The sequence below is a fragment of the Curtobacterium sp. NPDC087082 genome (assembly GCF_044745045.1).
Lineage (GTDB): Bacteria > Actinomycetota > Actinomycetes > Actinomycetales > Microbacteriaceae > Curtobacterium.
The window spans coordinates 486,532-510,098 of sequence record NZ_JBIUZN010000002.1; the positions used below are offsets into that span (position 1 = coordinate 486,532).

Consider the following 23,567-nt stretch of genomic DNA (forward strand, 5'->3'; position numbering starts at 1 on the left):
GCACCGCGCCTCCCGTCCTTCAGCGGGTCGGCTCCAGGGCCGGGAGCGGCTGGTCCGAGTCCGCCGTGTGCGTCAGTCGCGCCATGAGGGGCGCCACCGGGCGCGAGGTCAGGACGTGGTGCGCGGCGCGCTGCGCCGCGAGACCGAGCTTCGTCTGCGGGTACGCGAAGTGCTTGATCCCGGACGGCATGGTCTGGATCCGGTCGACGAGCGGCCGCATCCACGCCTCGAAGGCCCCGAGTGCCGAGGCGGTGTCGGACTCGTCGGCGAGGGACGCGGCGAGGACGTACCCGCCGGTGAGCGCCAGCGAACTCCCGCCGCCGCCCATCGGTGTCACGCACCAGGCCGCGTCGCCGAGCAGCACGACGGAACCCCGGTGCCAGGTCGGGGCGTGGATCTGCGTGAGGTCGTCGACGTAGACGTCGTCCGAATGCGCGAACCCGTCGAGCACCCGGTCGGTCTGCCAACCGGCGCCGGCGTAGCGGTCGCGCCGGTCGGGGACCTCGCCGTCGTCGTTCGTGTACGCGAGCATCGCCCTCGTCGTGCCGTGGTTGTCGGGCCGCAGGTGCACCTGTCGACCCTCGACGGCGTTGTACCAGCGCCAGGTGTCGTCGTCGGACGGGATCCGTGGGATCGTCCCGAACTCCATCGTGATGCCGAGCCGCCGGGGCTCGACGGTGAAGAGCAGGTCGCGTGTGCTCGAGCGGACACCCTCGGCGACGACGAGGAGCTCGGCCTGGAGCGTCGCGCCGCTCCGGGTACGGACGGTGACGGGTCGTCCGTCCGAGCCGTCCTCGTCCACCGCGACCACGGCGTCGTCGAAGACCAGGCGCACGCGGTCCGGCAGCGCCTGCCGGATCGCGTCCGCGAAGTCGCCGCGCAGGACCTCGAGCTCCGCCGTCGCCCCCTCGCCGGAGCCGTCGTCGGGCAGCCGGACGATGGTGTCTCCCTGCTCGTCGACGATCACCGTGCCGGTCTCGCCCGTGTTGGCCGAGCGGATCGCCTCGGTCAGCCCCATGCGGTCGAGGACCTCGCGGGCGACGCCCCGGACGTCGACGTTCTGGCCGCCGGTGCGGAAGCCCGCCGAGCGCTCGAGGACGGTGACGTCCCAGCCCGTCCGGTCCAACCAGTAGGCGGCGGAGAGCCCGGCGATGCTGCCGCCGGTGACGAGGGCCCGACGCGGTGCCGTCACGAGGTGGTGATCACCTTGACGGAGCCGGCGATGGTCGCGGCGTCCTCGGCGAGCGCGACGACCGGGTCGGGCAGGCGCGTCGTGGCGCCGACGAGCTTGCGCGCACCCCAGCCGACGAAGCTGCCGACGATCGCGCCGACGCCGCCGAGGATCGCGCCCTCGATGCGCAGGTCGCGCCTGCCCGTCGTGCCGAGCGCGGCCCCGACGAGCGCTCCGGACGCCACGCGCCCGGCGAGGCCGGCGGGGGAGATCCGGTTCGGCGTCCCCGGCAGCTTGTCGCCGATGAGCTCACCGACGGCCGATGCGACGAGGACGCCACGGCCGAGGGGCGTGCTGAAGACCTTCCAGTCCTGCCACGAGCCCTTCAGCGAGGAGCGGTCGTGGTTCAGTGCCATGACGGCGAGCGGGGTGGCGCTCCGGCCGCCGCTGAGGATGCCCAGGACCAGGGTGCGGACCAGGGTGTGCTGCTCGTTCTTCGTGCTCATCGGTGCTCCTGTCGTGTCGGTTCGGAAACTACTCTTGCGCTCCTGGTACTCAGCGTTACTATGTACCAGTAGTCAGCGTCACTGAGTACAGTGCACCACGACACACGGCACCGACCGCAGGAGGCACGCATGCCCAAGCAGGAGACCGAGATGCTCAAGGGCATCCTCGAGGGGATCGTCCTCGCCGTGCTCGCCGGCCGCCCGGCCCACGGGTACGACATCACCGCCTCGCTCCGGGAGCAGGGGTTCACCGACATCGCCGAGGGCACCGTCTACGCCCTGCTCGTCCGCATCGAGCAGCGCGGCCTCGTCGACGTCGAGAAGGTCCCGTCGGAGAAGGGGCCGCCCCGCAAGGTGTTCACGCTGAACGCCCGCGGGCAGGAGCAGCTCGACGACTTCTGGCGGGCGTGGACCTTCCTCGCCGAGCGGCTCGACCACCTCCGACGCACCACCAGCAGCACGAACGGACAGGACTGATCATGGGGATCTCGATCTCGGACATCACGACCAAGCTCATCGGCGACAAGAAGCGCTGGAAGCAGTACAAGGCCCGCACGGCAGCGCTGCCGACGAGCCACCGCACCGCCGTCGACGGCATCGAGCGGTACCTCATGTACACCGGCCCGAGCGACGGCGAGCAGCTCATGCGCATGCTCGACGACCTCGCGGACCTGTTCGAGCAGAGCGCCGCCGACGGCACGAGCGTCCGCGCGGTGGTCGGCGACGACCCGATCGCCTTCGCCGAGGACTTCAAGGCGAACTACGGCCTCGGGTCGTGGCTCAGCAAGGAGCAGCAGCGCCTCGTCGACGCGATCGCGGCGGCCGATGCGGACGGGGAGCCGTCGTGACCGCGGCGATCCGGGTCCGGGGGCTCGAGAAGTCCTTCGGCGACCTGCGCGTCCTCCGTGGGGTCGACCTCGACGTCGAGGCCGGCTCCGTGGTCGCCCTGCTCGGGTCGAACGGCGCGGGCAAGACGACCGCGATCCGCATCCTCGCGACCCTGACGACGTCCACCGCCGGCACCGCGTCGGTCGCGGGGCACGACGTGGCCGCCGACCCGGGCGCGGTCCGCGAGGCGATCAGCCTCACCGGGCAGTTCGCCGCCGTGGACGAGGTGCTGACCGGCCGCGAGAACCTCGTCCTCGTCGCACGACTCCGGCACCTCCGGCACGCCGCGCGCATCGCCGACGAGCTGCTCGACCGGTTCTCGCTCACGGATGCCGGGTCCCGCCGCGCGGGGACGTACTCGGGCGGGATGCGCCGCCGGCTCGACATCGCGATGAGCCTGATCGGCGACCCGTCGGTGGTCTTCCTCGACGAGCCGACGACCGGCCTCGACCCCGAGGCCCGCATCGAGGTCTGGGACGCCGTCCGCGCCCTCGCCGCGAGCGGCACCACGGTCCTGCTCACGACGCAGTACCTGGACGAGGCCGAGCAGCTCGCCGACCGGATCGCCATCCTGCACGAGGGCCGCATCATCGCCGACGGCACCCTCGCCGAACTCCAGCGACTGCTCCCGCCCGCGACGGTCGAGTACGTCGAGAAGCGCCCCACGCTCGAGGACGTCTTCCTCGCCGTCATCGGACACCGTCCCGACGCCGACACCACGAAGGCCGACACCACGAAGGAGGTGGCCTGATGTCCGCCCACCCGATCCACGACACCGCCGTCCTGACCGGGCGCTCGCTGCGACACGTGCTCCGGAGCCCGGACACGATCATCACCACCGCCGTGATGCCGATCGCCTTCCTGCTGCTGTTCGTGTACGTCTTCGGCGGCGCGATCGACACCGGGAGCACGCCGTACATCGACTACCTGCTGCCGGGGATCCTCCTCATCACGGTGGCGTCCGGGGTGGCGTACACCTCGTACCGGCTGTTCCTCGACCTGCAGGCGGGGATCGACGAGCGCTTCCGGTCGATGCCGATCGTGCGCGCGGCGTCGCTGTGGGCGCACGTGCTCACGTCCCTCGTCGCCAACACCGTGTCGGTGACCGTGGTGGTCGGGGTCGCCCTGCTCATGGGGTTCCGCAGCAGCGCGGGCGTCGGAGCGTGGCTCGCGGTGCTCGGGATCCTGGTGCTCTTCACGCTGGCGCTCACCTGGATCGCGGTCGTCGCTGGGCTCTCGGCGAAGTCGGTGGACGGCGCGAGTGCGTTCTCCTACCCGCTGATCTTCCTGCCCTTCATCAGCTCGGCGTTCGTGCCGACCGACTCCATGCCCGGGCCGGTCCGGTGGTTCGCGGAGCACCAGCCGGTGACGTCGATCGTGGACTCGATCCGTGCGCTGTTCGCCGGGCAGCCGCTCGACGCGGACCTGTGGGTGGCCCTCGCGTGGTGCGTCGGCATCCTGCTGGCCGCCTTCGGCGTCGCGACCCTCGTGCAGCGCCGGCGGGTCGGCTGACGCGACCGGCTGCCGGACGGGAGGGACGGTGCCGGCCCGCACCGCGCCTCCCGTCCGCTTGTGCGCACCTCGACGACAGGTGCTCGCGTTCCACCGTGAGCACCTGTCGTCCTGGTGCGCACCTCGCGCGCTGAGCCGCCGCGAGTAGCGTCCGACGCATGAGCAACGTCATCGTCCTCGGCGGCCACGGCAAGGTCGCACTCCTCGCCACCCGCATCCTCACCGACCGCGGCCACACCGTCACCTCGGTCATCCGCGACCCCGACCAGGCCGACGAGATCCGCGCCCACGGCGGGCAGCCGCACGTCGCCGACATCCAGCAGCAGACCCTCACCGACTTCGCCGAGCTCATCCACGGACACGACGCCGTGGTCTGGTCGGCCGGTGCCGGCGGCGGATCGGCGGACCGCACCTGGGCGATCGACCGCGACGCGGCGATCCTGTCCGTGCAGGGTGCCGCGAAGGCCGGTGTCGACCGCTACGTCATGGTCTCCTGGTCCGGCTCGCTCCTCGACCACGGGGTGCCGCAGGACGACGACTTCTTCGCGTACGCGCAGTCGAAGATGATCGCCGACGCCGTGCTCCGCGACTCGGGGCTCCGCTGGACGGTCGTCGCGCCGAGCACCCTCACCGACGACGAGCCCACGGGTTCGGTCGACTGGGACGGCTCCTCGACGCAGGTCCCGCGCGGCGACGTCGCGCACGTGGTGGCCGACGCGGTCGAGGGCGACGAGACGATCGGCCGGACGATCCGGTTCAACACCGGTTCCACCCCGATCGCCGACTTCCTCCGCACGGCGGGCTGAGCCGTGGCACGGAACCCCGAACCGTTCCGGGGCCGACTGGCCCTCGTGACCGGTGCGAGCGGCGGCATCGGCGAGTCGCTGGCGGAGGGCCTCGCCGCGGGCGGCGCCGACCTCGTCCTGGTCGCCCGGTCCGCCGACAAGCTCGACGCCGTCGCCTCGGGCATCCACGCACGCCACGGTGTGCGCGTGCGGGTGCTCCCGGCCGACCTGGCGACGGCCGACGGCGTCGACGAGGTGATCACGGCCCTCGACGGCACCCGCGTCGACGTCCTGATCGCGAACGCCGGGGTCGGGTGGCACGGCACCTTCGCCGAGCAGCCCGAGGACGGCATCGTGCAGCAGATCGCGCTCAACGAGACCGCGCTGGTCCGGCTGACGCGGGCGTTCCTGCCCGGCATGCTCGCCCGCGGCGTCGGCGGCGTGATGACCGTGGCCTCGACCGCGGCGTTCCAGCCCACCCCGCACATGGCGCTCTACGGCGCGACGAAGGCGTTCGTCCTGTCCTTCACCGAGGCCCTCTGGCAGGAGACGCGCGGGCAGGGCGTGCGGGTGCTCGCCCTGTGCCCCGGACCGACCGCGACGGGCTTCTTCGACGCCGCGGGCGGCGGGTCGTTCCTCGAGGGCGGTCGGCAGTCGGCGGAGGAGGTCGCACGCGTCGGTCTGCGGGCGTTCGCCCGTGCCGGCGGACCGACGGTCGTCTCCGGCGCGCGCAACGCCGTGCTGGCGAGTGCGCACCGCTTCGTCCCCCGTGGCCTGATGACGCGCATGTCCGCGATGGTGATGGAGTGACGAGCCCGACGGTCCTCTTCGTGCACGGCGCCCTCGTCCGTGACGGCGACTGGTGGTGGGCTCCGACCGGCGACCTGCTGCGCGAACGGACCGGGATCGTCAGCCGCGCCGTGGCCCTGCCGTCGTGCGGCGAGACCGACGCCGGCGGCGGCCTGCAGGAGGACGCCGCCGCACTGCGCCGCGCCCTCGACGAGGTCCCCGACGCCATCGTCGTCGGACACTCCTACGGCGGGACCGTGATCGCCGAGGCGGGCCCGCACCCCGCGGTCCGGCACCTGCTGCTCGTGTCGAGCTACCTGCCGCCCGTCGGGGCGTCGCAGGGGTCGATCATGTCCGGCGAGCCGGACCCCGTCGCGGTGCGTCCGGACGCCGACGGGCGGATCGTCGTCGACGGGTACGACGAGCGGTCGTTCGGCGCCCGGTTCCTGCAGGACGCCGACGCCGCGACGCAGCGGGCGGCGTGGGACCGGGTCACCTCGCAGGACGTCCGCGCGTTCGGCACGCCGACGAGCGCCGAGGGGTGGGCCGGAGTGGACTCCACCGCGGTGGTGTGCGCCGAGGACCGCTCGACGACCGTCGCACTCCAGCGGGAGCACGCGGCGCGGGCCACCCGGTCGGTCGAACTCCCGACGGGGCACCATCCGTTCATCACCCGACCGGACCTCGTGGCCCGGCAGCTCGAGGCGTTCCTGCACGACTGACCCGGGACCGCGGGCCGCTCGGCAGGTCGTCCCAGACGTCGGCCCAGATCGACTCGAAGTCCACCGGTCGGATCGCACCGGCACGGAGCGCCCGCTCCGGCACGGTCAACGCGTCGAGCGAGGCGCCGAGCAACCGGACGTCCCCGTGCACCTCGGGTCGCCCGGTGCCGTGGAAGGTCGTCACCGTCAACGTCCGGACACCGGGACGGAGTCGACGAGCGGCCCGCCCGAGCACCAGGAAGCCGCCCGCGTACACCCCGACGGCGGCGACGGTCCCGAGGGCGGCGCGGGGAGCGAGCGCGGCCATCACGGCGATCGCCAGCAGTGCCCCCACGGCCGGCCACGCCGACCACGCACGGAGCACCGCACGCTCGCGGCGGGTCGTACCAGGCGGGTAGACGACGAGGGTCCTCGTGCTCCACATCGTCCGGTCGACGGGGCGCACGGAGTACCGGCCCCACACGTGCGGGCCGTCGACCACGCGTGCGCGCAGGTCGGAGACGGCGCTCACCGGACGACCTCGGCACGGACCGGCACCACGACGTCGCGGTGCCGGATCGCGGTCACGCAGGGGAAGCAGAGCAGGTCGCCCTCGCGGACGTCCGCGGGCAACGGGGCCGGGAGCCGGTGGAAGGGACCGTCCTCCGCGCCGGCGCACGGGGTGAGGACGTACGTCCCGGTCGGGGGCGCCGTGCTCACCCGGCCGATGAGCCGCACCTGGTCGAGGACGGCGAACCGGGGGAGCACCGCGTCGAGTTCGAGCAGGACGACACCGGTCCGGGGGCGCCGCACGCGCAAGACCGACGCCACGGCGACGCTCACCTCGCCCGGCGTCCACGTGCGGGGTCGGTAGCGGGGCGGTGCCTGTTCGGCGGTGTGCACGCACGGGGTGCCGGCGAGTTCGGCCAGCCGGACCATCGACACGGCGGCGACCAGGACGTCGCCGGTCGTGGGTTCGGTGTGGGCGGGCCAGAGGGTCGGGTCCACGGGGTCGGGGAGGGACGCGCGGAGCGTCGGGAGGATCGCGGTCAGGGTCACCACTCCACGATCCGGCGGGGGCGGCCGTGCGGACAGCGTCCTGACGGATCGCTGACGCCGTCGGTCCGATCCCGTGCGCGGTCCTGACGCGGCGAGCGCGGAGGACGCGACGAGCGCGCGGACCGTGCGGAGCGGCGGGCGGGGGGGGCGGGGGGGGGCCCCCCCCCCCCCCCCCCCCCCCCCCCCCGGGTCACGCTGGCCGCATCACGCGAACTGCGCGTAGAACCGCTCGGGCGCCTCGGCGAGCGACGCCTTGACCCCGGCGCTCCAGTCGTCCACGACGACCTCCGCCGCGCCCCGCTCCACACCGTCGAGGGAGAGCCGCGCGACCTCGGCCGGATCGACCTTCGGCCCCTCGTACCCGGCCATCATGTCGGTGTCGGCGGCTCCGAGGTGCAGCCCCTGGACGGTGACGCCCCGGCCGGTCAGCTCGAGGCGGACGGCGTTCGTCATGTTCCACTCCGCGGCCTTGGCGGCGGCGTACCCGCCCGAGCCCGGGTACGCGAACCAGGACAGCGCCGACAGGACGTTCACGATCGCGCCCCCGCCGTTGCGTTCGATCACCGGCGCGAACGACCGGACCATCCCGAGGTTGCCCCAGAAGTGCGTGTCCATCTCCCGCCGCACGTCGGTCAGGTCGTCCGTGAGCAGCGAGCCCTGCGTGGTGATCCCGGCGTTGTTGACGAGCAGGGTCACGTCGGACGCCGCAGCCGCTGCTGCCGCGACGGACGCCTGGTCGGTGATGTCGAGCGGGAGCACCTCGACCCCCTCGATGTCGACCAGTTCGGGGCGCCGGGCCGTGGCGTAGACCTTGGCGGCGCCGCGCTCGAGCAGCTGCTGCACGAACCGTCGTCCGATGCCCCGGTTCGAGCCCGTGACGAGTGCGACCGATCCAGCGATGTCCATGGTGTTCCTCCTGCCGAGCGGGCACCTCCCGCAGCGGCTCGGCTACGCTAAGACCTCACATCGATGTCAGGTGCAAGGAGGAGATCGTGCGCATCGGAGACCTCGCTGCGGCGACCGGCGTGAGCGTGCGGTCGCTCCGGTACTACGAGGAGCAGGGCCTGCTGCCGGCCGGACGGACGGCGAGCGGCCAGCGCTCCTACGCCGTGCCCGCCGTCGAGCGGGTCCAGCTCATCCAGCAGCTCTTCGCCGCCGGACTGCCGAGCCGCACCATCGTGCAGCTGCTGCCCTGCGTGGACGCGGGGGTGGCGACGCCGGAGTCGTTCGCGCTCCTCGTCGCCGAGCGGGACCGGATCACGGCGCAGCTCGCCGAGCTCGAGGCCGCTCGGGACCGGCTCGACGAGGTCATCGCGATCACCGAGCACCCGACGCCGGAGCACTGCCCGGCGCTGCGGGACCAGCCGCTGGCGGCGTGATCAGCGGCCGCGCCGTTCAGCGGCGGCGCGCGGCCTGCCAGGTCTCCCGCGGCAGCACCCCGAACTCGTCGCGGTAGCTGCCGGCGAACCGTCCGAGGTGCGCGAAGCCCGAGTCCCGCGCCACGTCCCCGACGCTCCGGTCGTCCCCGGACTCCAGGCCCTCCCGCGCGAGCAGCAGTCGGATGCGCCGGAGGTAGGTCGTCGGCGTGATGCCGTGGTGGCGCCGGAACGCGTCCTGCAGCCCGCGGATGCTCAGGCCCGCGGCCGCCGCGACGTCCTCGACGGTGATCTGCTCGGTCGCGTGCTCGAGCAGGTACGCCTCGGCCCGGGCGAACCGTGCCGCCGCCGCCGTGCGGGGCTGGTCCTGCCCGACCGGCCAGTGCGGGATCGCCGTGAGCAGGCCGCCCGCCGCGAAGCGGGTCAGTTCGCGCTCGTGCTCCTCGGTGACCTCCTCCGGACCGCGCAGCACGTCGGCCGCCACCGCGCGCACCATCAACCACCAGGCGGCGAGCGTCGGCCCCTCGGGGATGTGGTGCGGCTGGAACTCGATCGGCCCCGGCTGCCAGGCGCCGCGTTCGGCAGCGACCTGCTCCACCGTGGTCCGGTCGATGCGGATGAGGTCGAGCTGGAACCCGTCCCACCGGACCTGCTGCGGGTCGTGGCGGAACAGGACCGGACGGCCGGTGGGCACCCCGTCGCCGTCGACCGCACCGCTGCCGGACTTCAGCCAGAACAGGACCATCGCGGACTCGGCCTCGACCGTTCCCTCGACGACGCCGGTGCTCGCCATCGACACGAGCGACAGCAGCTCGGAGCCACGTCGCCGTTCCTCGAACGAGAACCCCGAGGGCGCGCCCTCGACCGTGGCCCGTCGGACGTCGGGGATCCGCGTGACGAGCTCTGCCGCGTCCGCCGGCTCTGACGTCACGACCGACCACTGCGACCGCTGCACGAAGGCGCTCACCGTGCGACCTGCAGCACCGCGTCGGCGATGTTCCGTGCCACCTGCTCGGGCGGGGTGTCCGTCGTGTCGACGACCTCGGCCGCGGCGTGCAGCCAGGTGCGTGCCGCCTCGGCGTACGGCTCGACGCGGCTGGACCGGAACGTGGACGGCCCCACCACGGCGTCGTTCTGGATCCGGTCCCGCAGGGTGTCCTCCTCCGCGTGCAGCACGAAGTGCCGGACCGGGATCCCGTGCGCCGCGAACCCGTCCGCGATCTCCCGCCAGTACCGCTCGACGAGGACCGTCTGCGGCATCACGAGCGTGCCGCCCGCGAAGGCCAGGACCTGCCGGGCGGTCTCGACGACGAGCGGTCGCCAGGGGTCCCAGTGCTGGAAGTCGCCGGACTCGGGCAGCGGGGGCCGGACGTCCATGAGGGTCTCGCCGACCTTCTCCGGATCGAGCACGCGAGCGTCCGGCAGGAGCGGCTGCACCAGCCTGCTGGTGGTCGTCTTGCCGACGCCGTGCGTCCCGTTGATCCAGACGATCATGACCGGACCGTAGCGCACATCGCTGCGGGACGGGAGGACGGGACGGACGGGAGGCGCGTGGCGGGCCCGCACCGCGCCTCCCGTCCGCCACCGGCTCACTCGAGGTGCGCGTGGTCCGGCAGGTCGATCGCCTCGGCCGGTGGGGTGGCGAAGCGGGCGCCGAGGCGCCCGACGAGGGGCAGCGACGCCACGCGGACGGCGGTGCCGAAGGCCGCGATCCCGAGCCGGGACCTCGGGTTCGCGATCCGCGGTGTGCCCGGCGGCAGCTGCTGCGCCTTCGCGACGTACGGGCGCATGATGCGCTCGTACGCGCGCAGGGCGTCACGGTGGTGGACATGGGCGGCGAGCTCCCCGGCGAGGACGTAGGCACCGGTGAGCGAGAGGCTCGTACCCATGCCGCTCACCGGCGAGGCGCAGTACGCGGCGTCCCCGAGGAGCACCACCCGGCCGTCCGACCAGCGCGGGGCGTGGACCTGTCCGATCGCCTCGGAGTAGAGGTCCTCGGAGTGGTCGAACCCCGCGAGGACCCGCTCGGCCTCCCACCCGGCGTCGCCGAACACCGCGTGCAGGCGGCGGCGCACCGCATCGAGGTCGCCGCGCTCGGAACCGGCTCGCTCCCGCTTCCGGTCCGTCACGACCGACATCGCCGCGCGGATGGTCCCGTGCGGGTCGGGACGGAGGGTGATCGACCGGCCACCCGGTGCGTTGTACCAGCGCCACCAGTCGTCGTCCGCCGCGGTCCGGGGGATCGTGCCGTACGTCGTCTCGAGCCCGAGCGACCGGATCTCCGGCTCGTCGCCGAACACCAGCCGACGGGTGCTCGATCCGATGCCGTCCGCCGCGACCACCAGGTCGAGCCGGTCGTCCGGGCCGTGCTCGAACCCCACGGTCACGCCGTCGTCGTCCTGGTCGATGCGGGTGATCCGGTCGCCGTAGCGGTACTCGGTGGCGTCGGAGGTCCCGTCCACGAGGAGCCGCGCGAGGTCACCGCGCAGGACCTCGAGCTCGGCGGTGGCCCCGCCGGAGTCCGAGGTCCCCGCCGGAAACGCCGCGATCGTCCGGCCGCTCGGACCGATGAACCGGGTGCCGACCTCGCCCGTCGTGGCAGCGCGGATGTCGTCCTCGATGCCCATCCGGCGCGCGACCTCACGCCCGGCTCCGCGCACGTCGACGTTCTGCCCGCCGGTGCGGAGGGACGGCGCCCGCTCGACGACGACCGTCTCGAACGAGAAGCGGTGGAGCCAGTGGGCGAGCGCCGGGCCGGCGATGCTCGCGCCGGAGATGAGCACGCGTCCGCGGGTGTGATCGGTCATGGTCCCTCACGTCGTTGATTACCAATGAGATTGGCAATGTACACGACTACCATGGTGGACGTGCCGAACGACGACCAGCACCCAGCGACCGACCGCCCCGACGACCGGCAGGACCGCCACGACCGGGCGACGGCGCGACGCGACGGGCGATCACTCCCCCACGACGACATCCGGTCCCGCGTGCAGCAGGTCAGTGTCCGACAGCAGCGCTTCGAGCGGCACCTCGCCGCGGCGCTGTCGGTCGACGCGGCGGGACTCGAGGCGATGGACCACCTCATCGCGACCGGGCCGGCCACCCCGACCGAGCTCGCCCGTCGGCTCGAGATCTCGACCGCCGCGATGACGCTCGTCCTGAACCGGCTCGAGGGCGCCGGGCACGTCCGACGGGAACGGCACCCGAGCGACGGACGCAAGCTCGTCGTCACGGCGGCGGAGCAGTCTTCGGACCGTGCGTACGACCTCGTGCTGCCGCTCATCGAGGGCATCGAGGACATCGTCGACGACCTGGACCCCGCGGAGCGTGCGACGGTGCAGACCTTCCTCGACCGGCTGATCGGGGTCTACGACGACGCGATGGACTGAGCCGTCGCGGGGTCCGTCGTCCACGCCGACGCCTGTGCGTCCGGTCAGGATCGGCGACAATGGACCGTGCCCTTCCGTGCCCTGCTCGCCACCGCCGCGTCGGCCGTCGCCCTGGCGTTCGTCCTCGTCACGGCGGCCCCCGCGTCCGCCCACGACGTCCTCGCCTCGACCGCACCCGCTGCGGACACGACGGTCGGGGGTGACCTCGACCAGGTCACACTCACGTTCTCCGAGCCGCCGCTGGCCGGGCTCGAGTCCGGGATCGTCGTCAGCGTGACCGGCCCGGACGGCGCCGAGGTCGGCGCGGGGAGTGTCGACGTCGACGGCAGCACGCTGCGCACGGCCGCCGACCTCACGGCTGCCGGCTCGTACACGGTGACCTGGCGGAGCGTCTCGGTGGACGGACACCCGATCTCGGGGAGCTACCGGTTCACGTCGACCGGAGCGCCGACCCCGACCCCGACCCCGACGGCGACGGGACCGACGCAGACCCCGAGCGCGGGCACCCCGACGCCGAGCGTCACAGCCGGTGCCGGTGCCGGTGCCGGTGCGACCAGCGCCACGGCCGGATCGTCCGGGCCCGGGGCGACGCCGTGGATCCTCGGCGGGATCGCGATCGTGGTCGCCGCCGCGCTCGTCGCCGTCCTGCTGGTCGCCCGTCGCCGGACCACCCCCGACGACGACTGACACGAGGCGCGCCGCCGCGTCAGCGCCCGGCGTACCGCCCACGGTGGTGCCGCCGGTCCCAGACCGCGACGGCGATCCGGCCGACGCCGAGTGCGATCCAGACCGCACCGATGATCCACCGCCACGCGTCGTCGCCGCCCTCGACCGCGGCGAACACGAGCCACACCACGCCCAGGGCGGTCCACGCCACGGCCATCCAGAGCGCCGGGCGCCCGACGATCGACCGCCACAGCTGCTCGTCCCCGGCGCCATCGCTCATGGCGACACCGTAGACCGTCCGGTCCGCCCGTGCCAGGGCGTCAGGCGCGGTCGTGCAGCGTCACCTGGTACCCGTCCGGGTCGGCGAAGGTGAACGTCCGACCGAACGGGCCGTCGATCGGCGCGGACACGATCCGGTGGCCGTCGGCGACCAAGGCGTCGTGGATCGCCTGGACGTCGGTCGCGTGCAGCCAGATCGCCGCGCCGATGCCCGGCTGCGCCACGGCGTCGAGGTCGGTGCCGGGCACGAGGTCGCGCAGGGCGAACGCGATCGGCGTGGTCTCGAAGACCACCGCGTGCGGCGGACCCGCCTGCGACCGGACGAGGCCGAGGTACTGCTCGTAGAACGCCTGGGACGCGTCGAGGTCGCGGGTCTGCAGCGAGATGAAGTCGGGGCCGGTGACGGGCATGGGGTCTCCTTCGTTGGTGTCAGTTATCTGACACGTACGAACATATGTCAGACTACTGACATGCGTCAAGACGGACACGGCATCGACCTGGACACGTCCCTCGGGTACCTGCTCAAGGAGGCCGCGAGCGCGCTCCGCACCGCGATGGAGTCGGTCCTGCGCCCGCTCGGCATGACCGTCACGCACTACTCGTGCCTCGAGCTGCTCGCGCAGCGGCCGGGGTCGTCGAACTCCGACCTCGCGCGCGGGGCGTTCGTGACACGACAGTCGATGAACGTCCTGCTGCAGGCGCTCGAACGGGACGGCTCGGTGTCGCGCGCATCGGAGGCCCCGGTGGGCAAGGCGCTGCCGGTCCAGCTCACCCCGCTCGGGCGGGAGCGGCTCGCCGAGGCCTCGGCAGCCGTCCGCGGGGTCGAGGTCCGGATGCTCAGCGGGATGTCGGCCGACGAGCAGGGCGCGGCGCTCCGAGCACTGCGGAGCATGGTGCGGTCGCTGCGCGAGGACGCGTGAGTCGCGCTACGGCGCGACCGGTCGACGCCCCGCGGACGACTGGAAGCGCAGCAGGTAGCCGTCGGGATCGGTGACCAGGAACTGCCGCACCCCGGCTTCCTCGTCGCCCACGCGGTACCAGCGCGTCTCCGCCGGCATGAAGAGCTCGACACCGCCGGCGCGGAGCGACGCCGCGACGACGTCCGCGTCCGGGACACCGATCTGCAGGTTGATCCCGCGGCCGAGTGGTCGATCGAGCGGCCCGGTGAGCCAGTTCCGACCGACCCCGGCCTGCTCGAGCATGACGTGCGCCGACCCGAGCGTCAGGTAGGCGAACCGTTCCTCGGGACGCGCGTAGGCCACGGTGAACCCGCACAGGCCGGACCAGAAGGCGACGCTCGCGTCCACGTCGGTGACGAGGAGCTCGGGGACGAGGGCGGGGTCCGGATCGGTCGTCACCAGGCCATGCTGCCAGCCGGCGTACCGGACCCGCACCGCGCCTCCTGAAGGTGTGGACAAGATCCGTGCTCGCCGGACCAGCGCCTCCGCTGCGGCCTAGCGTGAGAGCGTCATGGCACCCGAACACCGACTCCCCGCCGAGCCCGACGCGGCTCCCACCGTCGCGCACCACCATGCGCACCACGCGGCCACCGCCGCGCCCCCCGAGCGATCCGAGCACTCCGACGCCGGATCCGGCGACCAGCCGGACCCGAACCGGTGGAAGGCCCTCGTCATCTGCCTGCTCGGCGGCGGCATCGTCCTGCTCGACGTGTCGATCGTCAACGTCGCGCTGCAGTCGATCTCGTCCGGACTCCCCGGGGCCACCCCGGAGGCCGTGCAGTGGATCCTGTCCGGCTACGCACTGTCGTTCGGACTCCTGCTCGTCCCCGGAGGTCGACTGGGCGACGCCTCCGGCCGCCGGCGCATGTTCGTCATCGGGGTCGGCCTGTTCACCCTCGCGAGCGCGCTCTGCGGCTTCGCCCCGAACGGGATCGTGCTGGTCGTCGCTCGGCTGGTGCAGGGCCTCGCCGGTGGTCTGCTCACACCCCAGGTGACGGCGCTCATCCAGCAGCTGTTCCGCGGGAAGGAGCGCGGCACCGCCTTCGGGCTGTTCGGCGCCACGGTCGGCATCGCCACGGCGATCGGCCCCCTCGTCGGTGGTCTGCTCATCACGGCCTTCGGCACCGAGAACGGCTGGCGGTTCGTCTTCTTCGTGAACCTGCCCGTGGGACTCGTCACGATCCTCCTGGCCTTCCGGTACCTGCCGGCGGCGAGCCGGGCGGAACGCGGTCGGAAGCACGACTTCGACCCGGTCGGGATCGTCCTGCTCGGCGCCGCGGTGGTCGCCCTGCTGCTGCCGTTCGTGCAGTCGCAGGAGTGGAAGGGCACGGCGAAGTGGTGGCTCGTGGTCGCCGCCGTCGTGCTCGGCGCGCTGTTCGTCCTGTGGGAGCGGCGGTACGCGCGGTCGAAGGAGCCCGTCATCGACCTCGGGCTGTTCCGCCGCCGGTCGTTCTCGCTCGGTGTCGGGCTCGCGACGCTGTACTTCGCCGGGTTCACGCCGCTGTTCTTCGTCCTGACGCTGGCCCTGCAGTCCGGCCTCGGGTACTCCGCGCTGCTCGCCGGCCTGTCGTCCGTGCCGTTCGCGATCGGATCCGGGGTCGCGTCGACCATCGGCGGTCGCGTCGTCTCGCGGTTCGGCCGACAGCTCATCGTCGTCGGGACCGTACTGGTCCTGATCGGCCTCGGTGGGGTCATCTGGGTCGTCGCGAACCACTACCGATCCGACCTCGGGTGGTGGCTCGTCGTGCCGCTCCTCGTCGCCGGTGTCGGCTCCGGACTGACGATCTCGCCGAACCAGACGCTCACGCTTTCCGAGGTGCCTGTGGAGCAGGGCGGCTCGGCCGGTGGGCTCATCCAGGTCGGTGCGCGCGTCGGGTCCGCGATCGGGATCGCCGCCGTCGGCAGCGTCTTCTACTCGGCGCTCGCGAGCTCGAAGGGCGACTACGCGCAGGGGTTGCCGCTCGGACTGGGCGTGGCGCTCGGGTTCGTCGCGGCGGCGTTGCTCGCGGGGATCGTCGACGTCGTCGTCGGGCGGATCCGGGGGACCGAGGCGACGGTGTGATCCGGGTCCTGCTGTACATCGCCACGATCGTCGTCGCGACGGCGCTGTCCCTCGGTGGCGGGCTGCTCGTGGCGCTCGAGTTCGGGAGCGCGGCGCACGGGTGGCTCGTCGCCGCGGCCGTCTGCACGCCGCTCGTCGTCATGGGACCGGTCCTCGTCGGGGCCTTGGCCGGCTACTACGACCACCGCTCGTCCCCCGAGAGCCAGCGCTCCCTGTTCCGGGTCTCGGCAGTCGTCGCCGCCGTCGACGTCGTGGCCGCCGTGGTCTTCGTGCTGACGGCGCTGTCGGCGCAGGCGCCCCTCTGGGTGCCGGTGCTGCTCGTCGTCGGGGCCGGGGTGCTCCTCGCCGTCGCCCGCCCGCTCGGAGCGCTGTTCCGGCGCACCGAGGCGCCCATCACCGACCACGGCGAGGACGTCCCCGGCGTCGGGGTGGTCCGACGCGGGGTGCGCTCGATCGTGACGACCTTCGTCATCGCCGCGGTGGTCTGCACGATCGGGGTGACGCTCCTTGCGGCCTTCTCGGACCGGGGCGGCGCGCTCCTCCAGGTCGTCCTGCTCGGGGGCCAGTTGACCTTCACCGCGACGGCGATGGCCGCGATCGTCGTGGCGCTCCCGCTGAACCGCGCGCTCCGCGACAGCGGTGGGCGGGACCTCGGCCGCCTGCAGCGGTACGCGAAGGTGGTGCTGCGGGGCAAGGAGCTCCCCCTCGACGAGGCCGACCGCGCGGGAGCGGTCCGGTACGCCCGGATCGTCCCGCTCGCCCTGCAGTTCCAGCTGGTGTTCACGGGCCTGCTGTACGTCGCCATCGCGTTCCAGTTCGTGTCGTCCGCGGTCCGCGGCGACCTGGGGCTGCTGCCCGTGGTCTTCCTGGTCGCGATGGTCGTCGTGCTCGCCTGGGCGATCCCCCTCTCGGTACGGCGGATCGGTCGTGCGCGTCGGTACGCGGAGCAGCACCGACCGACCTGATCGGCGTGGGTGGGCACCCGTCGGGGATGCGCTATCGTCGGGCGCAGAGGGAAAAGGCCCGCGCCCCATCGGCTGCCGGGCACGCACACGCGGCTCACGGGGGTCGCCACTTCTTCATCGAAGGAGTGCACCCGTGTCCGAAGTCATCGCCCGCCCGCCGTTCGACCCCGAACTCGTGCCGTTCCTCGACGCCCTCGCAGCGCGCGGTCCCGTCACCATCACGCCGGAGGTGTTGCCGCACATGCGGCAGCTCGACGTCACCGAGGCCGAACTCGATGCACGGCTGCACGCCCGCGGGTACGAGCGTCGACGCATCACCGTCCCCGGTCACCGCGGCGACCCGATCGACCTCGCGGTGATCCAGCGCATCGGTCGCACCGGCGCGACCACGGGGGTGTACACGATCCACGGGGGCGGCATGGTGTTCGGCCATCACCTCGGCAACCTCGACTCCTACGACGACTGGCTGCTGGTCCACGACGTCGTGCTCATCAGCGTGGACTACCGCCTCGCGCCCGAGTACCCGGACCCGTTCCCGGTCGAGGACTGCTACGCCGGGCTCGTGTGGGTGTCCGAGCACGCCGAGGAGCTCGGCATCGACCCGGACCGCATCGTCATCGCCGGGCAGAGCGCCGGCGGCGGCCTCGCAGCGGGCACGGCCCTGCTCGCCCGCGATCGACGCGGGCCGTCGCTACTGGCCCAGATCCTCGTGTCGCCGATGCTCGACGACCGCGACGAGACCGTCTCCACCGTGCAGATCGACGGTGTCGGCGTCGCCGACCGCCAGCTGACCAGGTTCGGCTGGGACGCCTACCTCGGCAGCCGACGCGCCACCGACGACGTGTCCGTGTACGCCGCTCCCGCGCGGGCGACGGACCTCGCCGGACTCCCGCGCACCTACATCGACTGCGGCAGCGCCGAGGTCTTCCGCGACGAGACCGTGGCCTTCGCGAGCGGACTCTGGGCGGCGGGCGTCGACGCCGAGCTGCACGTGTGGCCAGGAGCCTTCCACGGCTTCACGAGCATGCTCCCCGACGCCACGATCTCGAGGACGGCGACCGCCGCGCTGGCCGGGTGGACGAGCCGGACGCTCGGGGTCGACCACGGTTGAATGGGTCCATGCGGGCACTGGTGCTGGGCGGGACCGGATGGCTCGGGCGTGCGATCGTCCGGAGCCTCCTCGAGGACGGCGTCGAGGTCACCTGCCTCGCACGCGGTGCGACGGGTGACGTCCCGGACGGCGCCCGCCTCGTCCGCACCGATCGTCGCGCGGACGGCGCCTACGAACCCGTGCGTGGCGCATGGGACGAGGTGGTCGAGCTCTCGTCCGACCCGGAGCTCGTCCGTCCCGCGCTCGACGCGCTCGCAGACTCCGCCGCGCACTGGACGCTCGTCTCGACCACCTCGGTCTACGCCCGGAACGACGAACCGGGCGCGGACGAGACCGCCGAGGTCGTCGAACCCGTCGACCTGACGCAGTACGCGGACGCCAAGGTCGCCGCCGAGCGGAGCAGCGCCGACCGACTCGGGCCGCGGCTCCTGGTCGCCCGACCCGGCCTCATCGTCGGCCCGGGCGACCCGAGCGACCGGTTCGGGTACTGGCCTGCCCGACTCAGCCGACCCGGGCCGGTGCTGGTCCCCACGTCGGAAGGGCGTTCCGTGCAGGTCATCGACGTCGCGGACCTGGCCGCGTGGGTCGGACGTGCTTGGCGGACGGGTCACACCGGGGTCGTGAACGCCGTCGGCGAGGTCGCGCCGATGCATGAGTTCTTCCGCCTGGTCGTCGAGGCCACGGGGTTCGACGGCGAGCTCGTCGAGGTCGAGGACGACGTGCTGCTCGCCCACGACGTGCGGTACTGGGCGGGGCCGAGGTCGCTGCCGCTCTGGCTTCCGCACTCCGATGCGGCGCTGATGCACCGGTCTGCGCGGGCGTTCCGCGATGCCGGGGGTCGGAGTCGTCCACTGGCGGAGACCCTCGCTGGGGTGCTCGACGACGAGCGGGATCGCGGGCTGGAGCGGCCGCGGCGGGCGGGGCTCGGGGCGGCCGAGGAGGCGGCGGTGCTCGCAGCGGTGCGCTGACCTCGATCGCGGTGCTCAGTCCAGCTTGCGTCGGCGCAGTCGCTCGAACCAGCCGGCCGTCGCGATCGACTGCCCGACGTCGCCGTTGCCGGCCACGGCGCCGGCCGCCAGTCCGAGGAACGTGGTTTGCCCTGGATGGGTAGTCGGCACTGTCACAGCGTTGTTGCACGACTGCTGCGGCTGTGGCGGAGACCCTATACGCAATGCTCCGGGAATTGCAGTCCACAGAACAGCGGACTGTTGACCGCATCTCGCCGGTGTTAGCGTCCGAACGGGATCCCGAAGGCATTTCGGGGAATCCCCGAGCGGAAGTGAATGAGGCAACATGAACATCACCAGCCAAATCTCCCGAGAAACGACGTCGACCTTTACCGGTCGAAAGCGATTCGGCGCTCTCCTGCTGGTCGCCGTGGCCTTCGTCACCGCCGCCCTGTTCACCGGAGGTCCGGCACACGCCGAGAAGATCGGGTCACTCCTGACCATCGGGTGCGGGAACAAGACCGCCCAGTTGAACTGGACGAGCACGGGTGAAGTCCACATCTTCGGTTCACCAGACCGCAATTCGGCCGGAACGAACCTGATCCGCGTGGTCACGAAGAGCGGTTCGTACAGCTACAACTCCGGGTACCACACGTACACGTTCCAGATCGGCGCTTCGACGGGCCACGTCACGAGCGTCAAGCAGGTCTGCGTCGCGCAGTCGTAAGAGCCACGGTCAACAGGAGCGACCCCGCAGGCAGCGGGGCCGCTCCTGTTCCGTTTCGTGGTCGAATGCGCGCCGTCGCGGCTCCCAGGCACCGGTGACGGTTCTGTCGAACCTGTGTGAGCGCCACGTCAGCGTGGTGTGAGTGGCTCGGACGAGGCTGTGGTCCGTGAACGTGGTCCTGGTCGTGCAGCTCGTCCTCGTCGGTCTCCTCGCCGGTGAGGAGTTCATCGTGCGGTGGGGCGTCCAACCCGCGATGGCCTCCCAGCCGGACGATGCCCACCTCCGCACGCGGATCGCGCTCGTCAAGTCGCTCAAGGTCGTCGTGCCGATGCTGATGGTGCCCGCAGTGCTCGCCACCCTCGCCGTCCTGGTCGTCGCCGGCGCGGGCGACGGTCTCAGGTGGCGAGTGGCAGCCGCAGTGGCGCTCGGGGTGTTCGTCCTCGCGTCGTTCCTCGGTACGGTCCCGATCAACATCGGGGTCAACGACTGGGATCCGCTCGACCCGCCGGCGGACTGGAAGCGGGTCGTGGTGCGGTGGGAAAGGATCGACGTGGTCCGGTCGAGCGCGGCGATCGTGGCGTTCGTGCTGTCCGCGATCGGGGTCGTGCAGATCGGGGCGTGACGGAGGGCCGGTCGATCGACGACCGGACGGGCGAGGAGGTCAGTCTGCGTTCCGCTCTCGGAGCAGATGCCGGACGGCTGCGTCCAGGACGTACGCCGGCATCGCGTGTCCGCCGTTGAACACCTCGGTGGTCAGGATGCCTGGCCGGAACGCTTCGAGGACCTGCTGCACGCCGTGGAGCGGGAAGAGGCCGTCGTCATGTCCGGCGGCGACGAAGACCGGCTGATCGACGGCGGAGGCGACCAGCGGAACGTCGCCGGCCGCGGTGAGCCCCGGAACGAACCACGCGGGATTGTGGCGAATGCGTTCCGACTCGAACGAGGCCAGCGTCCCGATGCCGCAGCTCACGACGCCCCGCGTCAGGCGGGGGTCGACAGCGAGGGAGAACAGCGCGACCTGACCGCCGAGCGAGTGCCCGATGATCCCGAGGTCGGTGCCGACCGCACCCGTGTCCTGCATCCAGCTCGTCACCGTTGCGATGTCGCGCGTGTGCTTCGCCTGCAGGCTGCTGCCGTTCGACACCCGGAACAATGCGTCGAGCCGTTCGTCAGCGGCGGGGTCGTCGGTCCAGTCGCGTCGTCGCTCCTCGAATCCGACGAGGTCCGGCAGGATCACTCGCGCTCCGGCACTCGCGAGCGCTGCACCGTAGGCGAGTGCCGGGTCGCCCGTCAGCCCCGCCGGCTCGCTCTTGCCGACAGTGAACGCCCCCGCGTGTTGGTGAACGGCGATGACGTCCACGCCGGCGGGATCATCCGGCGTGAGGAGGAGGCACGGGATCGTGTCGCCGTCGAGGGTGTCGAGCTCGATGCGCTCGCTCCACACCGAGCCCTCGTGGCAGAGCGGCGAACGGCGGACCGCCGTCGGGTGGATCGACTCCGGCGCCGGGATCGCGAGCAGCTCGCGGATCTTCGATCGAGCCGGACCGCCGATCGCTTGCGCCATCTCTGGACGCTACCAGCGCTCAGAGGCCGATCGGACGTCGTGACGCCTGCCGGACCGAGGTGGTGGATGGTGAACTGAGATCATGCGTATTCGATCAGCCGCAGTCGTCGTGCTCGATGAGCAGGTGCTGGTGATCAAGAGACGCAAGGACGGTCGGAGCTACTGCGTGCTCCCCGGAGGCGGCGTCGAAGAGGGCGAGAACCTGCGCGAGGCCTGCTTCCGTGAACTCCGCGAAGAGACCGGGCTCGAAGGCGACGTGGGCGATCTGCTCGACGTTCCCGTGGACGGCGACGTGCCCGCCGCCTACTTTGCGGTGCGAGTGACCTCCACGGAGGTGTCGCTCGGAGGACCTGAGCTGCGCCGTGCGTCGGCAGGTAACGAGTACGACCCGAGCTGGATCGCCGCAATGTCACTCGACGAGGAACGGCTTGTTCCTGACGAAGCGCGACAGGCAGTACACCTCGTCTTGAGCGCGCAACAGCCGCCCCGATCCGTCTCGTGAGCCGATCGGCCGTCGAGACGGCCACTGACCGCTGCAGCGGGCGGATCTCATATGCTCCGAGCATGGGGATGAACAAGGACCAGCAGCTCACGGTCATCGTCGGAGCCCTTGTGGCAGTGTTCGCCGGCGTGGGCGTGATCGTCGCGTGGGCGACGGAGTTCATCAGCCTCTAGTCGCTCGCTGAGCGATCGATCATCGAGACGGTGGCTCAGGGTAGCGTTCGCTCCCACGTTGACGTCGGCTGCTACGCGCGCCACCGTGAGCTGCGACTCCTAATGCCAGGTGGCGGTGTCGGGGTCGATGCCGCGGGCGCGTGCGCCGGCGTCGATGATGCGACGCAACCACGAGGCGAGGCCGGTTCGGACGCCGTCGTAGTGTGCGGCGTACGCGGGATCGGCTTCGTACACGCGGCCGAGGACGACCTGCATCTGCCGGGTAATCGGGAAGTAGGCGGAGAACACCTCGCGGTGCTGTTCAACGAGAGCGTCCGCGGTCGGGCTGCCGGGTTCGACACCAGCATCCATTGCGTCGGCAAGGGCCTGATCAAACGCCGCCGACGCATCGGCGACGGCCTGCCAGTCGTCCACGGTTCGTGACGCGGAGCGTTCGGCGTAGTGCCGCCACTCCGGCGTATCGCCGTAGAGTTGCCGTGCCTCAGCCGGCCACTGCGGATTCCATCCAGGCCCGAACGTCGCGGTCTGCTCCTCAGCGGTCATGAGCAGCCCGTGCTCGTGGGCGTCGGCCATCCGGGCCAGGTCATCGCCCAGCGCGCTGAGATGCTCGATCCGCGCCGCAAGCTGGGACTGCTGGGCGCGCAGCGCAATGACAACAGCCGCACTCGGATCGTCGAGAACGCTCCGAATGGCTTCCAGGTCGAGCCCCAGCTCGCGGTAGACGACGATGCGCCGCAGCCGCTCGAGGTCGCCTTCGGCATAGAGCCGGTACCCGGCAGCTGACCGTGACGACGGCCTCGCAAGGGCGATCTCGTCCCAGTGATGCAACGTCCGGACCGTCACGCGCAGGCGCGCCGCGGCCTGACCAACAGTCAGGTCCACGGCGTCGCTGTCATCAGGCATGCGCTCCATTCTTCTCGCCGTCGGCGCCAGGTGCGGTGATACCGATCGCTTCGAGGTTTTTGGCGGTCTGGCTGGCCGGCTCGAAGGGTTTCGCGGCAGTGAAGACCACTCGCACCCTCTCCGGCGTGATCACCTCGACATCGCGGGTGCCCCAGGGAGTGTCCCGCGGCTCGCTCACCACGCCCGCCTCGTGGGCTCGGCACGCGGCGACGAGGGCGTCGATCTGGTTCAGGACGCACGCGAAGCTGAAGCTCACCGCCGGCGCCTGATCCGGAGCGGACGCGGTTGGGACCAGCAGGACGTCCTGAAAGGCCCACCGGCGCAGGTGCACGAGCTTGCCCGGCACGCTGAACAGGTCGAAGAAGCCCAGGCCGCGGGTCCAGAAGTCGACGGAAGCGGCCAGGTCGGTTGTCGGGACCGTCACGAACGACGGCATCCCGTAGATCCCGTGGAATGGCTCAGGCACGACCACGTCAGGGCCGGGGGCGGGGACCGGGCTCATCTCAAAGGCGTTGTAGTAGCTGCTCATGGGT

At 72.0% G+C, this 23,567-nt stretch carries 33 protein-coding genes; 18 read left to right on the forward strand and 15 right to left on the reverse strand.

Features of this window, described 5'->3' with window-relative positions:
• Window positions 1-19: 19 nt before the first annotated feature.
• Window positions 20-1,192, reverse strand: coding sequence for an FAD-dependent monooxygenase (locus ACIPEP_RS07695; protein ID WP_402716919.1), 1,173 nt, complete (start codon window positions 1,190-1,192; stop codon window positions 20-22).
• Window positions 1,189-1,677 (reverse strand): DUF4126 family protein, encoded by a 489-nt coding sequence (locus ACIPEP_RS07700; protein WP_070417531.1) that lies wholly within the window; start codon window positions 1,675-1,677, stop codon window positions 1,189-1,191. Before ACIPEP_RS07700 ends, ACIPEP_RS07695 begins: the two co-directional genes overlap by 4 nt.
• A 129-nt stretch (window positions 1,678-1,806) precedes the next feature.
• Between ACIPEP_RS07700 and ACIPEP_RS07705 the strand changes: the two genes are divergently transcribed.
• From ACIPEP_RS07705 to ACIPEP_RS07735, 7 genes are all read left to right on the forward strand, one after another.
• Entirely contained in the window at window positions 1,807-2,154 is a 348-nt protein-coding gene (locus ACIPEP_RS07705) for a PadR family transcriptional regulator (RefSeq protein ID WP_402716920.1), read from the forward strand.
• A 2-nt stretch (window positions 2,155-2,156) separates the two neighbouring features.
• Entirely contained in the window at window positions 2,157-2,525 is a 369-nt protein-coding gene (locus ACIPEP_RS07710) for a DUF1048 domain-containing protein (protein WP_071294194.1), read from the forward strand.
• Window positions 2,522-3,316 carry an ABC transporter ATP-binding protein gene (locus tag ACIPEP_RS07715; protein ID WP_402716921.1) on the forward strand — a complete coding sequence of 265 codons (795 nt, stop codon included), beginning with the start codon at window positions 2,522-2,524 and terminating at the stop codon, window positions 3,314-3,316. Before ACIPEP_RS07710 ends, ACIPEP_RS07715 begins: the two co-directional genes overlap by 4 nt.
• A complete protein-coding gene (locus ACIPEP_RS07720) occupies window positions 3,316-4,077 on the forward strand; it encodes an ABC transporter permease (protein WP_092385512.1) in 762 nt (253 codons plus the stop codon). The genes ACIPEP_RS07715 and ACIPEP_RS07720 overlap by 1 nt, the downstream gene beginning before the upstream one ends.
• A gap of 158 nt (window positions 4,078-4,235) precedes the next feature.
• Complete coding sequence (locus ACIPEP_RS07725) at window positions 4,236-4,883, forward strand: SDR family oxidoreductase (protein WP_070417526.1); 648 nt, start codon at window positions 4,236-4,238, stop codon at window positions 4,881-4,883.
• Between the two features lie 3 nt (window positions 4,884-4,886).
• Complete coding sequence (locus tag ACIPEP_RS07730) at window positions 4,887-5,672, forward strand: SDR family oxidoreductase (RefSeq protein WP_175473654.1); 786 nt, start codon at window positions 4,887-4,889, stop codon at window positions 5,670-5,672.
• Window positions 5,669-6,373 carry an alpha/beta fold hydrolase gene (locus ACIPEP_RS07735; RefSeq protein ID WP_402716922.1) on the forward strand — a complete coding sequence of 235 codons (705 nt, stop codon included), beginning with the start codon at window positions 5,669-5,671 and terminating at the stop codon, window positions 6,371-6,373. Before ACIPEP_RS07730 ends, ACIPEP_RS07735 begins: the two co-directional genes overlap by 4 nt.
• Here ACIPEP_RS07735 and ACIPEP_RS07740 read toward each other — a convergent pair.
• From ACIPEP_RS07740 to ACIPEP_RS07750, 3 genes are all read right to left on the reverse strand, one after another.
• The gene (locus ACIPEP_RS07740; RefSeq protein ID WP_229084773.1) at window positions 6,321-6,884 is read right to left on the reverse strand and encodes a DUF6611 family protein; all 564 of its coding nucleotides are present in this window, start codon (window positions 6,882-6,884) and stop codon (window positions 6,321-6,323) included. The two genes, ACIPEP_RS07735 and ACIPEP_RS07740, sit on opposite strands and share 53 nt — an antisense overlap.
• The gene (locus ACIPEP_RS07745; protein ID WP_402716923.1) at window positions 6,881-7,411 is read right to left on the reverse strand and encodes a hypothetical protein; all 531 of its coding nucleotides are present in this window, start codon (window positions 7,409-7,411) and stop codon (window positions 6,881-6,883) included. Before ACIPEP_RS07745 ends, ACIPEP_RS07740 begins: the two co-directional genes overlap by 4 nt.
• A gap of 204 nt (window positions 7,412-7,615) precedes the next feature.
• Window positions 7,616-8,317, reverse strand: coding sequence for an SDR family oxidoreductase (locus ACIPEP_RS07750; protein ID WP_071302325.1), 702 nt, complete (start codon window positions 8,315-8,317; stop codon window positions 7,616-7,618).
• An 86-nt stretch (window positions 8,318-8,403) separates the two neighbouring features.
• On the opposite strand from ACIPEP_RS07750, the gene ACIPEP_RS07755 reads away from it, so the two are divergent.
• Window positions 8,404-8,790 carry a MerR family transcriptional regulator gene (locus ACIPEP_RS07755; RefSeq protein WP_070417522.1) on the forward strand — a complete coding sequence of 129 codons (387 nt, stop codon included), beginning with the start codon at window positions 8,404-8,406 and terminating at the stop codon, window positions 8,788-8,790.
• A gap of 16 nt (window positions 8,791-8,806) precedes the next feature.
• On the opposite strand, the gene ACIPEP_RS07760 is transcribed toward ACIPEP_RS07755, so the two are convergent.
• From ACIPEP_RS07760 to ACIPEP_RS07770, 3 genes are all read right to left on the reverse strand, one after another.
• On the reverse strand, window positions 8,807-9,754 hold the full coding sequence (locus tag ACIPEP_RS07760; protein WP_071302324.1) for a helix-turn-helix domain-containing protein: 948 nt from the start codon (window positions 9,752-9,754) through the stop codon (window positions 8,807-8,809).
• Window positions 9,751-10,281: an AAA family ATPase gene (locus tag ACIPEP_RS07765; protein ID WP_402716924.1), complete on the reverse strand. Its 531-nt coding sequence runs from the start codon at window positions 10,279-10,281 to the stop codon at window positions 9,751-9,753. Before ACIPEP_RS07765 ends, ACIPEP_RS07760 begins: the two co-directional genes overlap by 4 nt.
• A 95-nt stretch (window positions 10,282-10,376) precedes the next feature.
• Window positions 10,377-11,594 carry an FAD-dependent monooxygenase gene (locus ACIPEP_RS07770; protein ID WP_402716925.1) on the reverse strand — a complete coding sequence of 406 codons (1,218 nt, stop codon included), beginning with the start codon at window positions 11,592-11,594 and terminating at the stop codon, window positions 10,377-10,379.
• 60 nt (window positions 11,595-11,654) lie between these two features.
• Between ACIPEP_RS07770 and ACIPEP_RS07775 the strand changes: the two genes are divergently transcribed.
• Window positions 11,655-12,176, forward strand: coding sequence for a MarR family winged helix-turn-helix transcriptional regulator (locus ACIPEP_RS07775; protein ID WP_402716926.1), 522 nt, complete (start codon window positions 11,655-11,657; stop codon window positions 12,174-12,176).
• Window positions 12,177-12,242: 66 nt separating this feature from the next.
• On the forward strand, window positions 12,243-12,863 hold the full coding sequence (locus ACIPEP_RS07780; RefSeq protein ID WP_402716927.1) for a copper resistance protein CopC: 621 nt from the start codon (window positions 12,243-12,245) through the stop codon (window positions 12,861-12,863).
• Between the two features lie 19 nt (window positions 12,864-12,882).
• On the opposite strand, the gene ACIPEP_RS07785 is transcribed toward ACIPEP_RS07780, so the two are convergent.
• Both ACIPEP_RS07785 and ACIPEP_RS07790 read right to left on the reverse strand, forming a co-directional pair.
• Window positions 12,883-13,122, reverse strand: a complete 240-nt coding sequence (locus tag ACIPEP_RS07785) for a hypothetical protein (protein ID WP_092385528.1) — start codon at window positions 13,120-13,122, stop codon at window positions 12,883-12,885.
• Between the two features lie 40 nt (window positions 13,123-13,162).
• Window positions 13,163-13,531 carry a VOC family protein gene (locus ACIPEP_RS07790; RefSeq protein ID WP_070417517.1) on the reverse strand — a complete coding sequence of 123 codons (369 nt, stop codon included), beginning with the start codon at window positions 13,529-13,531 and terminating at the stop codon, window positions 13,163-13,165.
• A 60-nt stretch (window positions 13,532-13,591) separates the two neighbouring features.
• Here ACIPEP_RS07790 and ACIPEP_RS07795 point away from each other — a divergent pair, with 60 nt between their 5' ends.
• A complete protein-coding gene (locus ACIPEP_RS07795; RefSeq protein WP_402716928.1) occupies window positions 13,592-14,041 on the forward strand; it encodes a MarR family winged helix-turn-helix transcriptional regulator in 450 nt (149 codons plus the stop codon).
• A gap of 6 nt (window positions 14,042-14,047) precedes the next feature.
• Here the strand turns inward: ACIPEP_RS07795 and ACIPEP_RS07800 are convergent, their stop codons facing one another.
• A complete protein-coding gene (locus tag ACIPEP_RS07800; RefSeq protein WP_402716929.1) occupies window positions 14,048-14,479 on the reverse strand; it encodes a bleomycin resistance protein in 432 nt (143 codons plus the stop codon).
• A 112-nt stretch (window positions 14,480-14,591) separates the two neighbouring features.
• Here ACIPEP_RS07800 and ACIPEP_RS07805 point away from each other — a divergent pair, with 112 nt between their 5' ends.
• From ACIPEP_RS07805 to ACIPEP_RS07820, 4 genes are all read left to right on the forward strand, one after another.
• Window positions 14,592-16,142 carry an MFS transporter gene (locus tag ACIPEP_RS07805; RefSeq protein ID WP_402716930.1) on the forward strand — a complete coding sequence of 517 codons (1,551 nt, stop codon included), beginning with the start codon at window positions 14,592-14,594 and terminating at the stop codon, window positions 16,140-16,142.
• Complete coding sequence (locus ACIPEP_RS07810) at window positions 16,139-17,107, forward strand: hypothetical protein (protein WP_402716931.1); 969 nt, start codon at window positions 16,139-16,141, stop codon at window positions 17,105-17,107. Before ACIPEP_RS07805 ends, ACIPEP_RS07810 begins: the two co-directional genes overlap by 4 nt.
• A 133-nt stretch (window positions 17,108-17,240) precedes the next feature.
• Window positions 17,241-18,218, forward strand: coding sequence for an alpha/beta hydrolase fold domain-containing protein (locus tag ACIPEP_RS07815; RefSeq protein ID WP_402716932.1), 978 nt, complete (start codon window positions 17,241-17,243; stop codon window positions 18,216-18,218).
• An 8-nt stretch (window positions 18,219-18,226) separates the two neighbouring features.
• Window positions 18,227-19,186, forward strand: a complete 960-nt coding sequence (locus tag ACIPEP_RS07820) for an NAD-dependent epimerase/dehydratase family protein (protein ID WP_402716933.1) — start codon at window positions 18,227-18,229, stop codon at window positions 19,184-19,186.
• A 15-nt stretch (window positions 19,187-19,201) separates the two neighbouring features.
• On the opposite strand, the gene ACIPEP_RS07825 is transcribed toward ACIPEP_RS07820, so the two are convergent.
• Window positions 19,202-19,336, reverse strand: a complete 135-nt coding sequence (locus ACIPEP_RS07825) for a hypothetical protein (protein WP_402716934.1) — start codon at window positions 19,334-19,336, stop codon at window positions 19,202-19,204.
• A 175-nt stretch (window positions 19,337-19,511) separates the two neighbouring features.
• Between ACIPEP_RS07825 and ACIPEP_RS07830 the strand changes: the two genes are divergently transcribed.
• Window positions 19,512-19,892, forward strand: coding sequence for a hypothetical protein (locus ACIPEP_RS07830; RefSeq protein ID WP_402716935.1), 381 nt, complete (start codon window positions 19,512-19,514; stop codon window positions 19,890-19,892).
• Between the two features lie 166 nt (window positions 19,893-20,058).
• Window positions 20,059-20,514 (forward strand): anthrone oxygenase family protein, encoded by a 456-nt coding sequence (locus ACIPEP_RS07835; RefSeq protein WP_402716936.1) that lies wholly within the window; start codon window positions 20,059-20,061, stop codon window positions 20,512-20,514.
• A gap of 39 nt (window positions 20,515-20,553) precedes the next feature.
• On the opposite strand, the gene ACIPEP_RS07840 is transcribed toward ACIPEP_RS07835, so the two are convergent.
• Window positions 20,554-21,456, reverse strand: coding sequence for an alpha/beta hydrolase family protein (locus ACIPEP_RS07840; protein WP_402716937.1), 903 nt, complete (start codon window positions 21,454-21,456; stop codon window positions 20,554-20,556).
• Window positions 21,457-21,538: 82 nt separating this feature from the next.
• Here ACIPEP_RS07840 and ACIPEP_RS07845 point away from each other — a divergent pair, with 82 nt between their 5' ends.
• Window positions 21,539-21,958, forward strand: a complete 420-nt coding sequence (locus ACIPEP_RS07845; RefSeq protein ID WP_092385542.1) for an NUDIX domain-containing protein — start codon at window positions 21,539-21,541, stop codon at window positions 21,956-21,958.
• Between the two features lie 272 nt (window positions 21,959-22,230).
• Here the strand turns inward: ACIPEP_RS07845 and ACIPEP_RS07850 are convergent, their stop codons facing one another.
• Window positions 22,231-23,034 carry a MerR family transcriptional regulator gene (locus tag ACIPEP_RS07850; protein WP_336696739.1) on the reverse strand — a complete coding sequence of 268 codons (804 nt, stop codon included), beginning with the start codon at window positions 23,032-23,034 and terminating at the stop codon, window positions 22,231-22,233.
• The gene (locus ACIPEP_RS07855) at window positions 23,027-23,563 is read right to left on the reverse strand and encodes a VOC family protein (protein ID WP_402716938.1); all 537 of its coding nucleotides are present in this window, start codon (window positions 23,561-23,563) and stop codon (window positions 23,027-23,029) included. Before ACIPEP_RS07855 ends, ACIPEP_RS07850 begins: the two co-directional genes overlap by 8 nt.
• Between the last annotated feature and the right edge of the window lie 4 nt (window positions 23,564-23,567).

Coding starts and splice junctions, on each gene's coding strand:
- ACIPEP_RS07700 (WP_070417531.1), bottom strand. CDS start 1,677: ATGAGCACGAAGAACGAGCAGCACACCCTGGTCCGCACCCTGGTCCTG.
- ACIPEP_RS07705 (WP_402716920.1), top strand. CDS start 1,807: ATGCCCAAGCAGGAGACCGAGATGCTCAAGGGCATCCTCGAGGGGATC.
- ACIPEP_RS07710 (WP_071294194.1), top strand. CDS start 2,157: ATGGGGATCTCGATCTCGGACATCACGACCAAGCTCATCGGCGACAAG.
- ACIPEP_RS07720 (WP_092385512.1), top strand. CDS start 3,316: ATGTCCGCCCACCCGATCCACGACACCGCCGTCCTGACCGGGCGCTCG.
- ACIPEP_RS07725 (WP_070417526.1), top strand. CDS start 4,236: ATGAGCAACGTCATCGTCCTCGGCGGCCACGGCAAGGTCGCACTCCTC.
- ACIPEP_RS07750 (WP_071302325.1), bottom strand. CDS start 8,317: ATGGACATCGCTGGATCGGTCGCACTCGTCACGGGCTCGAACCGGGGC.
- ACIPEP_RS07765 (WP_402716924.1), bottom strand. CDS start 10,281: ATGATCGTCTGGATCAACGGGACGCACGGCGTCGGCAAGACGACCACC.
- ACIPEP_RS07770 (WP_402716925.1), bottom strand. CDS start 11,594: ATGACCGATCACACCCGCGGACGCGTGCTCATCTCCGGCGCGAGCATC.
- ACIPEP_RS07785 (WP_092385528.1), bottom strand. CDS start 13,122: ATGAGCGATGGCGCCGGGGACGAGCAGCTGTGGCGGTCGATCGTCGGG.
- ACIPEP_RS07790 (WP_070417517.1), bottom strand. CDS start 13,531: ATGCCCGTCACCGGCCCCGACTTCATCTCGCTGCAGACCCGCGACCTC.
- ACIPEP_RS07795 (WP_402716928.1), top strand. CDS start 13,592: ATGCGTCAAGACGGACACGGCATCGACCTGGACACGTCCCTCGGGTAC.
- ACIPEP_RS07805 (WP_402716930.1), top strand. CDS start 14,592: ATGGCACCCGAACACCGACTCCCCGCCGAGCCCGACGCGGCTCCCACC.
- ACIPEP_RS07820 (WP_402716933.1), top strand. CDS start 18,227: ATGCGGGCACTGGTGCTGGGCGGGACCGGATGGCTCGGGCGTGCGATC.
- ACIPEP_RS07830 (WP_402716935.1), top strand. CDS start 19,512: ATGAACATCACCAGCCAAATCTCCCGAGAAACGACGTCGACCTTTACC.
- ACIPEP_RS07840 (WP_402716937.1), bottom strand. CDS start 21,456: ATGGCGCAAGCGATCGGCGGTCCGGCTCGATCGAAGATCCGCGAGCTG.
- ACIPEP_RS07845 (WP_092385542.1), top strand. CDS start 21,539: ATGCGTATTCGATCAGCCGCAGTCGTCGTGCTCGATGAGCAGGTGCTG.
- ACIPEP_RS07850 (WP_336696739.1), bottom strand. CDS start 23,034: ATGCCTGATGACAGCGACGCCGTGGACCTGACTGTTGGTCAGGCCGCG.
- ACIPEP_RS07855 (WP_402716938.1), bottom strand. CDS start 23,563: ATGAGCAGCTACTACAACGCCTTTGAGATGAGCCCGGTCCCCGCCCCC.